Annotated in this window: 13 protein-coding genes; 10 read left to right on the top strand and 3 right to left on the bottom strand. The window is 31.2% G+C overall.

The features are described 5' to 3' along the window. Positions 1-183 precede the first annotated feature (183 nt). Positions 184-4,617: a translocation/assembly module TamB domain-containing protein gene (locus BUB42_RS14710; RefSeq protein WP_073021728.1), complete on the bottom strand. Its 4,434-nt coding sequence runs from the start codon at positions 4,615-4,617 to the stop codon at positions 184-186. Between the two features lie 200 nt (positions 4,618-4,817). On the opposite strand from BUB42_RS14710, the gene tsaD reads away from it, so the two are divergent. The 7 genes from tsaD to BUB42_RS14675 all read left to right on the top strand — a co-directional run bounded on the left by tsaD (position 4,818) and on the right by BUB42_RS14675 (position 11,628). Beyond that, positions 4,818-5,840 carry a tRNA (adenosine(37)-N6)-threonylcarbamoyltransferase complex transferase subunit TsaD gene (gene tsaD / locus BUB42_RS14705; protein ID WP_073021726.1) on the top strand — a complete coding sequence of 341 codons (1,023 nt, stop codon included), beginning with the start codon at positions 4,818-4,820 and terminating at the stop codon, positions 5,838-5,840. 3 nt (positions 5,841-5,843) lie between these two features. Beyond that, positions 5,844-6,548, top strand: coding sequence for a 16S rRNA (uracil(1498)-N(3))-methyltransferase (locus tag BUB42_RS14700; protein WP_073021724.1), 705 nt, complete (start codon positions 5,844-5,846; stop codon positions 6,546-6,548). A gap of 13 nt (positions 6,549-6,561) precedes the next feature. Next, positions 6,562-7,200, top strand: a complete 639-nt coding sequence (locus BUB42_RS14695) for a DUF4159 domain-containing protein (RefSeq protein WP_073021722.1) — start codon at positions 6,562-6,564, stop codon at positions 7,198-7,200. Positions 7,201-7,750: 550 nt separating this feature from the next. After that, the gene (locus BUB42_RS14690) at positions 7,751-8,695 is read left to right on the top strand and encodes a zinc metalloprotease (RefSeq protein ID WP_073021721.1); all 945 of its coding nucleotides are present in this window, start codon (positions 7,751-7,753) and stop codon (positions 8,693-8,695) included. 85 nt (positions 8,696-8,780) lie between these two features. After that, positions 8,781-9,872 (top strand): AI-2E family transporter, encoded by a 1,092-nt coding sequence (locus BUB42_RS14685; RefSeq protein WP_073021719.1) that lies wholly within the window; start codon positions 8,781-8,783, stop codon positions 9,870-9,872. A gap of 2 nt (positions 9,873-9,874) precedes the next feature. After that, complete coding sequence (locus tag BUB42_RS14680) at positions 9,875-11,053, top strand: THUMP-like domain-containing protein (protein WP_073021717.1); 1,179 nt, start codon at positions 9,875-9,877, stop codon at positions 11,051-11,053. A 5-nt stretch (positions 11,054-11,058) separates the two neighbouring features. Next, a complete protein-coding gene (locus BUB42_RS14675) occupies positions 11,059-11,628 on the top strand; it encodes a hypothetical protein (RefSeq protein WP_073021715.1) in 570 nt (189 codons plus the stop codon). On the opposite strand, the gene BUB42_RS14670 is transcribed toward BUB42_RS14675, so the two are convergent. Together BUB42_RS14670 and BUB42_RS14665 are read right to left on the bottom strand one after the other, a co-directional pair. Then, positions 11,625-12,275, bottom strand: coding sequence for a M15 family metallopeptidase (locus BUB42_RS14670; protein WP_084118357.1), 651 nt, complete (start codon positions 12,273-12,275; stop codon positions 11,625-11,627). The two genes, BUB42_RS14675 and BUB42_RS14670, sit on opposite strands and share 4 nt — an antisense overlap. A gap of 107 nt (positions 12,276-12,382) precedes the next feature. Further along, complete coding sequence (locus BUB42_RS14665; RefSeq protein WP_073021703.1) at positions 12,383-12,781, bottom strand: DUF2452 domain-containing protein; 399 nt, start codon at positions 12,779-12,781, stop codon at positions 12,383-12,385. A 390-nt stretch (positions 12,782-13,171) separates the two neighbouring features. Here BUB42_RS14665 and BUB42_RS14660 point away from each other — a divergent pair, with 390 nt between their 5' ends. The 3 genes from BUB42_RS14660 to BUB42_RS14650 are packed head-to-tail and all read left to right on the top strand — an operon-like array spanning position 13,172 to position 16,107. Then, entirely contained in the window at positions 13,172-14,005 is an 834-nt protein-coding gene (locus tag BUB42_RS14660; RefSeq protein ID WP_084118356.1) for an alpha/beta hydrolase, read from the top strand. A gap of 58 nt (positions 14,006-14,063) precedes the next feature. Next, on the top strand, positions 14,064-15,074 hold the full coding sequence (locus BUB42_RS14655; protein ID WP_073021702.1) for a dipeptide epimerase: 1,011 nt from the start codon (positions 14,064-14,066) through the stop codon (positions 15,072-15,074). 7 nt (positions 15,075-15,081) lie between these two features. Beyond that, positions 15,082-16,107 (top strand): aminotransferase class I/II-fold pyridoxal phosphate-dependent enzyme, encoded by a 1,026-nt coding sequence (locus BUB42_RS14650; RefSeq protein WP_073021700.1) that lies wholly within the window; start codon positions 15,082-15,084, stop codon positions 16,105-16,107. Positions 16,108-16,243 lie beyond the last annotated feature (136 nt).

Here is a 16,243-nt window from a genome sequence, read left to right as displayed (position 1 = left end):
ATTTAATTCCGCAAATTTTTTTAATAAATTTAACAATAAAAGTATTTGTCAGCAAATCAGAAGTTGTAGAAGATAATAGATCAACCCCTAAGAAAAATTTTAAAATTTATTGGTGTTCTTTTAAGCACTTACGAACTGTAATGTTCAAAAAAAAATTGTAAACTAAATTTAATTGTGGAATAACTAATATTCGTCAGGGATTAATCCTTCTTTGTTATTCTTAACTTTTTCAGGATTTGTTTTTTTAGATCGTTGAAAATTAATATAATCTGGAGATAAATTTGAATCTTGATCTTGAGCAGATTCAGTTGATACCCTATCAAATTTAAGATTTCTGAATATTTGATTAACAAATTCTTTAAAAGTATCAAAATCCACTTCATAAGAAACCCCTACCCCTTGCGTGTAACCAATTCCTTGACCAACGTAATTAATATCATTTTCTTTATTAAAAATTCGCAAGTTAAGCGTTCCGTCTTCGTTTACGCGAAAAAGAGCTTCAACATCACCCACAATTGCAGACTCGTTGATTCCTCCAAAAGGCACCCCTAATTTTCCATTAATAGTAATTCGATCATTAATTTTAGAGGAAATTGTGGCAACAAATCGACCATCTGTTTCCCTGCCAATTCTTCTATCAGCACCAATAAAATTTAGACCTACCTTAAACTTGTCGTCGTCACTTTGAATAATTCCACCCAAAATACTCGATGCTGTTTCAAATAAACTACCAGAAAGATCGGATTGGCTTACTCCCTCCGGACTTAAAAATCCTCCCGAAGATAATAAATACAGTGCCTGAGTTTGCCTAATATCTTTGTCATTTAATTTGTATTGAATTTCAGATTTTAATACAGAAGTCACCGTTGGAAATTCAATATTAAAATCAGGTTCTGGGCTTGTTAAATCGCCTCTAACTCCTATTACAACTTCAACTGGAACTTTAGTATTAAAAGAGGAGTTTTCTAACAATACAGCAGGATTCGCAGTAGTTTTATAAACGGCTTCAAGATTAAGCAATGCCTTCATCGGGTTTCCTTCCCAAGTAATTGAGCCACCTTTTTTAACTTCAAATTTCTTGTCTATTAAACCACCATATTTAAAATTATAGGTTCCTTCATAAGCCTGGAAATCGCCCCACATATTAAATTTCCCTAATGTATTTATTTTAAAGAGTAAAGATCCGAAACCTTTACCACGCATTCCATGACCTGTATTTCTATCTAAAATTACTTCAACTTCGGCGTCTGGTGTGATATCAAAATCAAATTCTAACTCGAGTCCGTTGTAATTTCTAGTATTATCAACAATACCATTTGCAAGATTGTATTTTTCTTTTTCTGTGACAAAATGAAGAAAAATATTATCACTAACGCTTTCCGCATTGTTGATTGGGATTTTGACTGCAGTTCCCTTCTGTGATTTTGCAGCAACTTTGATAAATAACGAATTTGTTGGTCCTTTGATGGTAGCCACTCCATCAATAAATACCGTTCCGTAATAGGCTGCATCCTCTGAATCTTTAGTGTCTAGCGCTAACAATCTCTTTGAATTTATTGTCAAATCTAATTTCCAATCGGTAAAATTATTGTGTTCTATAAATCCATTTAAGTTACCTTTCGTCGCATATTTAGTATCAGTGAGAGTATTATTTCTAAAAAGAAAACGCTCATCCGTTAAGTCAATTATTGTGTTGTCACTTAATCCATAATCCACATTAAGGTATGGAATAGTGATTCCAGCTTTATCTAAAAAGAGACGTCCATTTATATTGGGTTTTTTAAGATTCCCCGCTATCATTGCATTCCCTGAAATGGAACCTCTAATATTTGATAATACATTTCCACCGAGTGAGTTAAGCGTTGCAACATTAAATTGGTCTAATTTTACATTTAAATCCAGAATCGTTTCTTTATTAACAATTTCAAAACTACCATCTGCGTTGAACGACTCTACATTTTTATTTTCTAAATTAGAATTTATTTTAAATTTCTTTAGACTCTGATCGCCTTCAATATTAAAATTAAGAACTCCGAGTTCTGTTTTATTCACATTCAATTTATCAATCACAATTGAAGCCGTTGGTTGAAAAACAGCATTATTTTGTTTAAAACTTACCTCACCATTAATATTTCCTTCAAGTATAAACTTTTCATTTGTAGGCGTAATTTGATTTAAATCGACATCCTTAAAATTCAGTTTTAGATCTTTGACATTCGATCCTTTGAATATTCCTGCGAGCGCTATCGATTGATTTTCATGAGTGAGCAAAATATTGTCAATATTAAAATTCTCAAATGATTTATCAAAAACGATTTGATTATCGGAAGCTTCCTTTTCATTTAAAAACCACAAATAATCTTTAAATTTTATTTCTGATTTGCTAATGCCAACTACATTTTTGTTTTCTTTATTTATGGTATGATATAAATTCAAATTATAATAATCTTCGGCATTTTTACCACCTTTAAATTCTGATCGAAAGTACAATGTATCTTTCATCGTAACGTTTATCAAACTAAAGTCACGTATTTTATAATACTTAGTTTTTATGCTATCTAGCTCAATATAAGCATTGTACAAAGGGTTTTTATTGTCTATTGACACATTTATATTATCTACTACATTTTCAGAAGCTATAATTTGAGGAGAGTTAAAATTAAGTTTGAATTCTTGGTTATCAGAATTCATGTTTCCTTTTATAATTGTATTTGCAGCTATTGAAATTTCTGGAAAAAAGATTTCAATAATCTTATTATAAATTGAGAAATTAAATTTTAAAAATTGTCCTTTTTTTACTTTGTTCGGTTTAAAATTAGTGTAAAGACTTCCAAAAGAATTTTTTACTAAATTCTCAAGTTGATTGAATTCATACTTTCCAATAATTTCGCCTTGGACAATATCTGGAGAATTTACAGTAATAGTTCGAACTCGGCTGGCATCAAAAATAGAATTGATCGAAAAATCATCAAAACTGTAAGTATCTTTTACATTTTGATATGATGTTTTATTGATGTAAACATTACCTTGAAAATTTTCTATGTTATTTCCTGATGCTTGCACCACCACATCCCCTTTGAAAATAGCAATTGAATCTTTTATTAGTTTTAATTTACTCAAGTCAGCATTTTCAACTTTGATATCAAAATCATAACGACTATCCTTCTTACTCAAATCTAATAATCCATCAAAAGTCATTTTTAAGTTAGGATCATTAATTGCAATTTTTCCAGTATAATTTGGACTCTCGAGTGTTCCATCAACAATAATATTGGTATAGTTATAATTTTTAAAATCGATATTGCTTACGTTACCTTTGATTAATGTATTCAGATACTTTTGCTTGAAACCTTCGCCGTCAACATCAATATTTAAAGTAACTTTTCCTAAATCTTTTTGTTCCAATAGTGTTCCAATATCAAAGTTTTCTAAGATTACATTCCCCACATAAGATGCTTTATCAATTTCATTTATGTTTTGAATTGCTAATTTTGAAATTACATTTCCTAGTTCAGTGCTAATCGAAACATTAGCTTCAACGGTAATTGTAGAGACTTTAGTAATTCCAGAAGCGGTAAACCGGCCCAACTTCTTCAAAGAACTAGGTAATTTATTGCCTAAAATATTGGGCAAAATCATCACTAAATCCTCATATCTCGACGATAATTTAGAAAAACGAGCATACATCGAGAATTGCTGACCTTTCTTAGCGAAGAGATTTTTAAAGTTTATGTCGCCTATAATTTCAGTATTGCGATCATCAATTAATTTCAATTTTTGCAATTTCAAGTTATTAAGCGTCCCCTTAATACTTGTTTTCAATCTAAAATGTTGATTTTTTCCAATTTCTTTATAAAAATGTCGAATATCATTGGAAGCAATGGAAGCCGACTTCAACTTAATATCAAATAAAACTTTATCGTTGAAATTTGTAAAATCTTCTCTTTTATATTTTAATATTACTGTTCCTGCAAGTTTTGATTCCTTTGTTAGTAAATCAAGATTTAATAATTTTATATTTTTCTTAGTATAAAAGAATTTTGATTTTAGATTTTTCACATACAAACCTCTAAAATCAAGAAACGACATTGTATTGATATCCGTTGTTACGTCAGGTCCAAATATTAGAAAGTTAGTTACAGATGCATTTAATTTAGTAAAATCGACATCTTTTGGATTGTCTCTATTTTCATCTGTTAATATAAAATGTCCATTGTGAATTTGTAATTTATTTGCTTTGAGCAAAAATTTTCTTGTTGATGGTTTACCGGTCTCAAAAGCTTTTATAAATTTATCTAGGTTCGTTTCCTTTTCGTTTTTATAAGTTTTCAAATTAAAAAGAAGACCGTGTAGATCCAGTCCATCAAAAATCAGGTCTCCATCTAACAACTTTTTACCTTCTAAAACGGTTGTTGCTATTCGTTGCGAATAAATTAAAGTGTCTTTACGATGGTCGCGAATAAGAACATCTTTAAATTTAATTCCGCCAAAAACGGATATAGCAACTCCATCAATTGAAATATTTGTACCAAAGTCCTTATTGATACTTTCTGTAAAATACCTAGCTATCCTCGTTTGAACCGCAGGTAAAGTAAGAGTAATAGCAACAACTAACAAAAGCAGAATTAAGCCAATGAGGGAACGAAATACTATTTTTACTATTTTTTTGATACCTGTTGAGTGTTTATTTTTCGTACTATTTTATTTTGGCTTTAGAAACGGGAAGCCTTTAATAAAAATTCTTTAATTTTGGCCTTTGATAAAAAAATATTGTGTCTTAAATCCTGTCAAAAGTAATTCAAAATTTGTGCTTTTTTATGCAAAATCCCGAGGTTTTTATTCTTGCCATCGAAAGTTCCTGTGATGATACCGCGGCCGCCGTTTTACAGAACGATAAAGTACTGTCAAATGTTGTGGCAAATCAGCTGATTCATACACAATATGGCGGTGTAGTTCCTGAACTGGCTTCACGTGCACATCAGCAAAACATTGTTCCTGTTATTGATGCAGCAATTCGCGCAGCAAATATCAATAAAGAACAGCTATCTGCAATTGCATTTACTCAAGGTCCTGGATTAATGGGATCACTTTTAGTAGGTAGCTCATTTGCTAAATCAATGGCTTTGGCATTGCAAATCCCGCTGATTGCTGTAAACCACATGCAAGCACATGTTTTAGCTCATTTTATTGCTGAAGATGGTTATGATAGACCAACTTTTCCTTTTTTGGCTTTGACCATAAGCGGCGGGCACACCCAGATTATAAGAGTAAATGATTTTTTTGACATGAAAGTGATTGGAGAAACTACTGATGACGCCGTAGGAGAAGCTTTTGACAAAAGTGCAAAAATTTTGGGTCTTCCTTATCCTGGAGGACCATTGATTGATAAATTTGCTCAACTAGGAAATCCAAGAGCATTTGCATTTACTAAACCCAAAGTTGCTGGATTAAACTTTAGTTTCTCCGGATTGAAAACAGCAATTTTATATTTTATCCAAAAGAAAAAATTAGAAAATCCAAACTTTGTGGACGAAAATCTAAATGATATTTGCGCTTCGATTCAACAAACAATAATCGAAATATTAATGGATAAATTGAAATTAGCTGTCAAAGAAACTGGAATCAAACAAATTGCGATTGGTGGAGGCGTTTCTGCCAATTCAGGAATTCGAAATACCTTAAAAGCTGCAGAGGTTAGCTACGGATGGAAAACATTTATCCCAAAATTTGAATATACAACAGATAATGCTGCAATGATAGGAATTGTAGGTTATCAAAAATTTTTAAATCAAACATTTGAAACTTCAGCTGTCGTTTCTAAAGCAAGAATACAATTATAAATTATGCAATTATTTTACAATCCTAACATTGACAATACCACTGAAACCATTGCTTTTGATAAAGAAGAAAGTAAACATATAATAAAAGTACTGCGTAAAAAAGACACTGATATACTTTATGTGACAAATGGTTTAGGCTTTTTATTTAAAACAGAAATCACTTTAGCATCGGACAGCAAATGTACGGTGCGGATTATCTCATTTGAAAAGAAACCTGCGACAAAATTTGGGCTACATCTTGCTGTGGCTCCAACAAAAATGAATGATCGTTACGAATGGTTTCTAGAGAAAGCAACAGAAATTGGTATTCAGGAAATTACACCAATTATATGCGATCGCTCTGAAAGAAGGTCAATTAATAACGAACGATTTGACAAAATCCTTCTAGCCGCAATGAAGCAATCAAATGAAGTGTACTTACCAAAATTAAATCCAGCAGTTACATTCAAAGAATTTATAAATCAAAGCAATGAAGATGTAAAATTAATTGCTCATTGTGAAGAAACAGGTAAGAAAACCTTAAAATCAGTTGTAAAGCCAAATCAAAATTTAACAATTATGATAGGTCCAGAAGGTGATTTTTCCGAAAAAGAAATTGAATTGGCTCTGACCCACAATTATGTTCCAGTCACATTAGGAACAACACGACTTCGAACTGAGACTGCGGCAATTGTAGCTTGTCACAGTGTAGTTTTTATCAACGAGTAAATTACATTTATCCATGAAAAATATATTTTATCTTGTTATACTTTTTTCTATTCCGTTATTTTCACAGGAAATTGCGTTATTAAAATATAGTGGAGGCGGCGATTGGTATGCCAACCCAACTTCATTACCCAACTTGATAAAATATTGCAATATTAATATTAACACTCGGATTAAAACAAAACCTGCAACAGTAGAACCAGGTAGCCCTGATTTGTTTTCTTACCCATACATTCACATGACAGGGCACGGAAATGTAGTTTTTAGCGATGCTGATAGTAGTAATCTTAAAAATTATTTAATCGCTGGCGGGTTTTTACATATCGATGATAATTATGGGATGAATGAATATGTTCGAAAAGAAATAAAAAAAATATTCCCCAATAATGATTTGGTCGAAATTCCAGCCACACATTTAATTTTCCAAAAACCATATCCATTCCCAAATGGTTTGCCCAAAATTCATGAGCATGACGGCAAAAGACCGCAAGCTTTTGGAATTTTTATTAAAAACAAACTCGTTTTAATGTACACCTACGAATGCGATTTGGGCGATGGCTGGGAAAATGCTGAAGTGAATAATGACCCTAAAGAAATTCGCGATAAAGCATTGAAAATGGGCGCAAATATCATTAGTTATATTTTTTCCAATTAGATGCAGACCCTTTTTTAGTCTATTACCTTTTTCTTAATATCATTCCTACTGTTTTGAACTTGTTGTTCCCCTCCTCTTACAACTACAAAAATTTTAAGATTATTATTTAATTTTCACGAGCAACGATTACCAATTTAGAAAGCTGTTTTCTAAACATTTTTTCAAAAAAATTTTTGACGAATTTAGTCTTCACTAATAAAGAAATTTTTAAACACACTATCATTTAAACTATTGTATAAATTAAAATTAGTAGTATTCTGTTTTCCAAAATTATACGTTCGTAATTATGATATTTGGTTTTACGTGAAATATCAAATCAGACTTTAAAATTTTGACAAAATCTTTGAATTACAGTTGTAAAAAAAATAAAATTGAATCTTTACTGTAAGATTTGTATTGTTTTAAAAAAAATATTTTTTACGGAAACCCGTAAAACAGCGTTTTAATGTTAAAAATTCCAAACAAATGTTTTTCCAAATTGTTTATTAAAAATTTTGTTATAAAATTGTTAAATAATTAACCAAATCTATTAATTTATAACAGTTTTATTATGAAAAAAATCTTTTTATCAGTGACAGCAATGATGTTATTATTCTCCTGTCAAAATGACACAACCGAAATGGCACCCGAAACAAGTGCAGTGTTAAAACGTGGCTGCGCCTCAAGCGATGTATTAGCAGCTCAAATTAAAGCTGATCCCTCCTTAGCGCTAGCAATGAACAAAATCGAGAATTTTACTAACAATGCTATGACATCTGGACGTTTAGTTAACGGTAAAGTGCAAATTCCAGTAGTTGTCAATGTATTATATAGAACTGCTAGCGAAAATATTTCACTAGCGCAAATTCAGTCCCAAATTGATGTTTTAAACAGAGATTTTAACGCACAAAATACTGATTTTTCATCAGTTCCTACTTTATTTTCAACAGTGAAAGCTAATGTGGGAATTTCATTTGTATTACAAAACGTGGTAAGAAGAGCAACAACTGTGCAATCTTGGACGACAAATGATGCAATGAAAAGATCAGCGACAGGAATCACTCCTACTACTCCTTCAACGGTACTTAACATGTGGGCTTGTAATTTAGGCGGCGGTATTTTAGGATATGCGCAATTTCCAGGGGGAGCATCATCAACTGACGGAGTGGTTATGGATAACAACGCTTTTGGATCAACAGGATCAGTGTCAGCGCCTTTTAATTTAGGAAGAACTGCAACACATGAAGTAGGTCACTGGATGAACTTACGCCACATTTGGGGCGATGCAAATTGTGGAAGCGATTTTGTTTCAGACACTCCAACACACAACGAAGCCAATTATGGAGTGCCAGCTTATCCAAGTTTAAGCTTGTGCACGGGAAATCCTGTAGAAATGACAATGAATTATATGGATTACACAGATGATAGAGGAATGTATATGTTCTCAAACGGTCAAAAATCTAGAATGGCTGCTTTATTTGTTTCAGGTGGAGCAAGAGCAAATTTCGGAATTTAATTTTCTATCTTTTTTTCTATTTTTTAGAATTGAAAACTCGCTACTTGTAGCGAGTTTTTTTATATTTACAAATTAAAAATAGATCATGACCACATCAAAAATAATTTCAAACGGGATTTTACGGGCACTTCTAACTATAGCCGTTGTAATGATCGCATTATTTTTCTTATATAAAATTCAATCTGTTTTAATATATCTCCTTGTAGCACTTATTCTTACGTTAATTGGAAATCCTTTTTTAGATTTTTTTAAAAGAAGATTAAAATTCAATCACGTTTTTGCTACAATCGCAGTTTTAGTTATTTATATTCTTGTAATATCTGGATTCATAATGTTAATAGTACCATTGATCCTATCGCAAGGAGAAAATTTATCATTACTAAATATCGCATCAATTGAAAATAAAATTATCCTTCTTATTAATCAAATCACTGTTTTTTTAGAAAGTCATCATATTGATTCAGCACAACTTCTTCAAGAAGCAAATATTACTTCGAAAGTAAATTTAAATTTTATTCCCAATTTTTTAAATGTTCTTTTAGGCACGATAAGTAGTTTTGGAGTGGGACTGGGATCGGTGCTATTTATTACTTTTTTCTTTTTAAAAGATCGTAGAATCTTTATTTTAGGCGCACGAAAATTGATTCCGAACAGCCATGAAGATCAAATTTTAAATTCATTAGAAAAGACTAATCACCTATTGTCACGTTATTTTATCGGTTTGTTATTTCAGTTGTCTATTGTCTTTTTACTTTACCTTATTGTATTATTTATTTTCGGAATTCCTAATGCACTAATTATCGCACTCTTATGTGCAGTTTTAAACATCATCCCATATATTGGGCCTCTAATTGCATCATTTTTAGCAGCTTTACTAACAATGTTGAGCAATTTAGGAAGCGATTTTCAATCAGAAATTTTACCTACAACAATTTATGTTCTCATTGGATTTTGGATTGTCCAATTGATTGATAATAATCTATCCCAACCTATTATTTTTTCAAACAGTGTAAGCTCGCATCCGCTAGAAATTTTCCTAGTTATCCTCTCCGCAGGTTTTCTTTTTGGAATATTAGGAATGATAATTGCCGTTCCGCTTTATACAATAATTAAAGTTACAGGAAAGGAATTTTTTCCAGAAAACACGGTTATTAAACTTTTAACTAAAGATATATAATTGTGGATCAAATGATTCTAAAGCCCGAAATTCAGGCATTTGTAGATAAAAATGTAGGCGAAAGTATTTCTAAATTGGCACTACAAAAAAATCCATTTCCTGACGTTGATTGGATAAAAATTTTAAATCAAATTGAAGCCAAAACAAAAGCAAAAGACAAATTGCCAACTTGGTTTTCTACTTCTTCAGTGATCTATCCAAGAAAAATTTCGATAGAACAAACCTCATCAGAGAAAGCCGCATCTTTTAAAGCTTCCATCATTGCCGGTGAAAGCTTGATTGATCTTACAGGCGGTTTTGGAGTGGATGATTATTTTTTTGCAAAAAAAATAAAAGAAGTTGCACACTGCGAGCTCGATAGCGAATTGTCTGAAATTGTAAAACATAATTTCAAGCAGTTAAATATAACCAATATTTCATGTTACGCTGGAGATAGCGCTCAAACATTAAAAACTTTAGACAGAAAATGGGATGCCATTTATATTGATCCTTCGAGAAGAAACGATGTTAAGGGAAAAGTTTTTATGCTAAAAGATTGTTTGCCAAATGTTCCAGAAAATCTAGAGTTTTATTTTAAATATTCAACTGCAATTTTCGTAAAAACTGCTCCACTTCTCGATATTTCGGCAGGAATATCTGAGTTGAAACTTGTAAAAACAATATATATTATTGCTATTGATAATGAAGTCAAAGAATTATTATGGGAATTAGAGGCTTCATTTTCTGGAAATACGACAATTAAAACGATAAATATTTTAAAAGATAGTTCCGAAAAATTTGATTTTATACTCAATAATTTAAAAACAAATGTCCCGTATTGCCTTCCTCAAAAATATTTATATGAACCTAACAGCGCCATTATGAAATCTGGCGGCTTTGATGAAGTAAGTGCTTTTTTTAATATCAACAAACTCCACAAGCACTCTCATCTATACAGTTCCGATATTTTAAAACCATTTGCTGGAAGAACATTTATAATACAACAGTCGATATTATATCATAAAACGGAGATGAAATCTTTTTTAGCAAACAAACAAGCTAATATTACCACAAGAAATTTTCCGGAAAGCGTAGAAAGCATTCGGAAAAAATGGAAAATTAGAGATGGAGGAAATATCTATTGTTTTTTTACTACTGATATGAATAATGAGAAAATAGTTCTAATTTGCACCAAAAAATAATACTGATGAAAAACTTTATTGCACTGATTTTATTTCTTTCTAGTTTCAATCTTTTTGCCCAAAAACCATGCGATTACAGCACCAATGTGAACGATTCCATTGGAACATATAAATCAACAAAAGAATATATTATTAGTGAAAAACATTTTGGAGGAAACTCGAGTTACGTTTTTTACTCTTTAGCTTTAACGGATGGAACGCCGTCATTGAACGTGCAACTTTTATCAAAGAGCAAAGAATTTATTAAAGCTAATTGTTTTGATAAAAATTCTAAGATATTTTTACAATTAACAAATGGTAAAATTATAACTCTGTTACATAATGAAGAGGAAAATTGTGGAACAATGCTACGCGACGATAATGGGTTTGACAATCGGATTAATTCTGGAACTTTTTTGTTTATTAAAGGTAGTTTTGAAGAGTTAAAACAATCAACTGTTTCGTTAATGCGAATAAAATATTTGACAGATATCGAAGATTATGTGCTATCGAAAGAACTTAAATCGGAACTTGATTCTACTGTTTATTACCCTGAAAATTACTTCATAGATAACATAAGATGCATTGAAAACTAATCACAGTTCCATTTTACATTAGAAACATTGTCTTTTAATCCCGATTTCAAATTGTAATGCCACCATTCAGAATCGAATGGACTAAAGCCACTACTTTCCATTACGGATTTTAAAAGCTTCCTATTGTTTTTAATTTTATTTGATAATTTTTTATAATTATGAGCCGCTTTTTCTCCAAAAAAATCAAAAGAAGTTCCCATTTCCAGCTCAGCGCCTTGAAGATCTACAAGGGTAATATCGACTGCTCCGCCTCGATTATGTATTGAACCTTTTGCAGGATTTGCAACATATTTAGGATTAGAAACAATAGCCCACATTTTTTTTTGAATCTCCAAAGGCCTGTAGCAATCAAAAATTTTAATACGATATCCTTTTTTGATAAATTTTTTATTGGCATCGATTAAAGCTAAAACAGTTTTTAATCGGAGATAACATTCCGCGCAATCATATACTTTTGCTTTTAAGAAATTATCTGCAGTGGCATATTTCATATCGTAAGCAAAATCTTGGCTGTAATCCTTTAAATTCACAAACGAAGTATCTTTAATAATCTGTGGCTTATTTTCAAGAATACTTTGCTGTGCGCTTACGGAAAACGCTGGTAGAACCATTAAACCAAGCAGAAAGGATTTTATAAAACAACTCATAAAAGTATAATTTGTATAAAAATAGACTTTTATGAACTGCTTTAATATAATTATTTGGAAAAACTATTTTAAAATCAAATTTTAAAATGAACTTACTCAAGAAATGATCACGGTAAATGAATCCATTTTTTTTCACTATTTAACTTAAATGTTCCTATGTGTTCCTTATTCCATTCTTTTGGTCCTATTAGAGAGAGAAAATCAAATCCCTCTTGGCTACGATATAAATGATAAATTTCACCAATAACAGGTTCGAATGAAAATTTAGAATTGTAAACAAGTTCGTTCCATTCAAATTCTTCAATTAAACTTTGATATTGCGCTTTAAGTTCGTCAAACTTACTTGCAAACTGCTTGTTAACATTCGTTATTCCCCTGCTTTTCCACGACACTAAATCATCGACTCTTATTGCTGGCGCTCCTACACTTGTGCCATAAGGCAAAATACTAGCATTGTAGCCATCAGTTTCAGAGTACACAATATTATCTGGTTTTTTATCCTCCATTTTAAAAGATCATTAATTAATATATTTGTAATTTCCACCAAAACTAAATCCTAACAAACAACTATTGGCTCAATAAACTTTAGAAGTCTTGTAGAAATTACTTTTTTTGCAAAGATAAAATTTATTTTTTTGTTTAACGTTGTTTATTTAAAGATAAACAAAACTAAAATCAATTTTTGAAAATTATAAAGAACATCTTTAGCTTAACAGTTGCAATTTGCTTTGAGTAAAAATTTAGAAACGTTAATTTATGTTAGATTTTGGAATAATGAGTATTTAAGCAACGAAAAGAAATCATTTTTAAAAGTAAAATTCTGTTTTCAACTATTTTATTGATCTAATTATTATTTTTATAATAAATTTAAAAAACCAAACGTAAAATTTAGTAATATGATTCAACAACGTTTACTGCTTTTATTAGTACTTTTTACTAGCTTGGAACACAGTGCCCAAAATTTTATTTTAAACACAGATTTAGCAAAAAATAGTTCGGCGTCACAAAATGTAACCACCTTCATGATTGATGCACCGCAGCTAAAGTCAAATAAGAAAATCTGGGTTTATTTACCTAAAAATTATACGTCTTCAGATAAAAATTATAATGTAATTTATATGCAAGATGCTCAAAATTTATTTGATATCTCCACTTCTTACGCAGGAGAATGGAACGTAGATGAAAAATTAGATAGCTTAAGTGCTCCCATTATTGTGATAGGAATTGAACATGGAAATGAAAAACGGCTTGAGGAATTGACTCCATTCACTAACGAGAAATATGGCGGTGGAAAGGCAGATGCTTACTTAGATTTTATTGTAAAAACATTAAAACCACATATTGACAAAACTTACAGAACAAATAAAAAGAAAAAAAATACAACCATAATGGGAAGCTCGCTCGGCGGTCTCACCTCCTTTTACGCAGTTTTGAAATACCCAGAAATTTTTGGAAAAGCTGCTGTTTTTTCTCCATCATTTTGGATTAATAAAGAAATTTATGCTATAACTGAAAAATCTTCGAAAATAAAAACGAAAATATATTTTCTTTGTGGCGATAATGAAAGCGAAGACATGGTTGGCGATTTAAATAAAATGGAACTATTGCTAAACAGAAATAGATGCTCTTGTTTAAATTTAAATAAAAAGAAAATTATAAAAGGTGGACAGCACAATGAAAAGCTATGGCGAGATGGTTTAGTAGACGCTATAATTTGGCTCGGTTACTGAATTAACTGAGTATTTTAAAAAGAAAAGGCAATTATTTTAGAAATTAAATAAAAATATAATGGAACTAATTCTCAAAGAATTCAATCTTAAATTAAAACACACATTCACAATTTCAAGAGAATCGATAGATTTTCAACCTTCGTTAATTGTCGAATTAAGAAATAACGGGTTTTCTGGTTTTGGAGAAGCGACCTCTAACCCATATTACAAAACGACTGTTTCAGTTATGATACAGGATTTAGAAAAAATTCGCAATTTGATTGAGAGTGTAAAAAACGAAACACCAGATAGCTTTTATGATAAAATGTATCCCCATTTAAAACACGATATGTTCGCTTTGTGCGCGCTGGATATGGCATACAATGATTTATATGCCCGCCAAAAAGGCAAAAAGTTGTACGATTTATGGAAATATGACATCGGTAAAAATCCGTTGACAGATTACACAATTGGAATCGCATCAATAGAAAAAATGGTAGCAAAAATGCAAGAACTACCATGGCCGATTTATAAAATTAAATTAGGAACTAGTGAAGATATTGCCATTGTAACAGAACTTAGAAAACACACGAATGCTATTTTTAGAATTGATGCAAACTGCGGATGGACAGTTGACGAAACAATAAAAAATGCTATTGAACTAAAAAAATTAGGAGTAGAATTCCTGGAGCAACCACTAAAAGCAGATAATTGGGAAGAACACAAGGAGGTTTTTAAACATTCCGTATTACCAATAATCGCTGATGAAAGTTGCATTATTGAGGAAGATGTGGCAAAATGTACGGGTCATTTTCATGGTATAAATATAAAATTAGTAAAATGTGGCGGATTAACTCCAGCACGAAGGATGATTATAGAAGCTAAACAATTAGGTTTGAAAACAATGGTGGGTTGCATGACTGAATCTACAGTAGGAATATCAGCAATTGCGCAGTTACTGCCACAACTTGATTATGTAGATATGGACGGAGCACTACTTTTAGCCAAAGATATTGCAACAGGAGTGACAATAGATTTTGGTAAAATATCGTATTCTGACCTTGATGGAACTGGTGTGACTTTAATCTAAATTTAAAATGAAAGTTGATCAATTTCCAGATAGAATAATTCATATAAACAACGAAGATTATTTATACTTTGGGGGAACTGCCTATCTGGGCTTGCCAACAAATCCAGAATTTCAGCAATTATTGTTTAAAAATATTGTTCGTTGGGGAACCGCTTACGGAAGTTCTAGAAGTGCCAATGTAAAATTATCTGCCTATGAGAACGGAGAAAAATTTTTAGCTCGGTATATAAACGCAGAGTCGGCACTCACTGTTTCATCAGGAATGCTCGCAGGAAAATTAGTTCTAGAAGTTTTAAAACGGGAAACAGACTACTTTTTTCATTTTCCAAATACACATAATGCCATAAAGATAGCTGGCAGTTTCCCTTTTTTTATTGACAAAAAGCTTAATCCCCGTTTGTTAGATTCCGTTATTGAAAAAATTACCATTCTTACCGATTCTGTTCCTTCCTTGAAAACACAGCCAATTGATCTCTCAATCTTAAATAAAATTTCTAAAAATAAAGAAATAACATTGCTTATTGACGAATCACATTCTTTAGGAATTTTGGGTAAACAAGGACGCGGAATTTACTGTAACATTGAACTTCCCAATATTAAAAGAAAAATTATGATCGCCTCTTTGGGTAAAGCGATGGGCTTATCCGGAGGCGCAATTGCAAGTGATTTGGAATTTATAAATCAAATAAAAAGTATCGATACTTTTGTTTCCAGTGCCGGAATGAATCCTGCATTTGTACAAACACTAGTTGACGCTGAACCAATTTATATCGCACAGAATAAAAAATTAAGAGACAGTTTAACGTATATAAAAGCAAATTTAATTACCAACAAAAAAATTCTTTTTGATGCTGATTATCCTCTTATTTACCCAAAAATAGCAGCAATTAATTCCATTTTACTTGCCAATAAAATCATAGTTACCAATTTTCAATATCCAACAGGAAACAAGGAGCTGAACCGAATTGTCATCACCGCCAATCATAGAAAAGAAGATTTAGATGTCTTAATTAGAATTTTAAATAAAAGCTAATTTAAACTTCATAGCAATTTTAATTTTTTTCTATAAAACGTTTAAGTACATGACAAAAAACTGAACATATTGTTTTCTAATGAATTAAATCCCGTTAAAAGGAATTTGGATAAATAATCTAATCCATATTTGAATA

This window comes from Flavobacterium micromati (assembly GCF_900129585.1).
GTDB classification, from domain to species: Bacteria; Bacteroidota; Bacteroidia; order Flavobacteriales; family Flavobacteriaceae; genus Flavobacterium; species Flavobacterium micromati.
The sequence above is the reverse complement of the archived record's forward strand: the minus strand, read 5'-3'. Positions and strand labels throughout refer to the sequence as shown.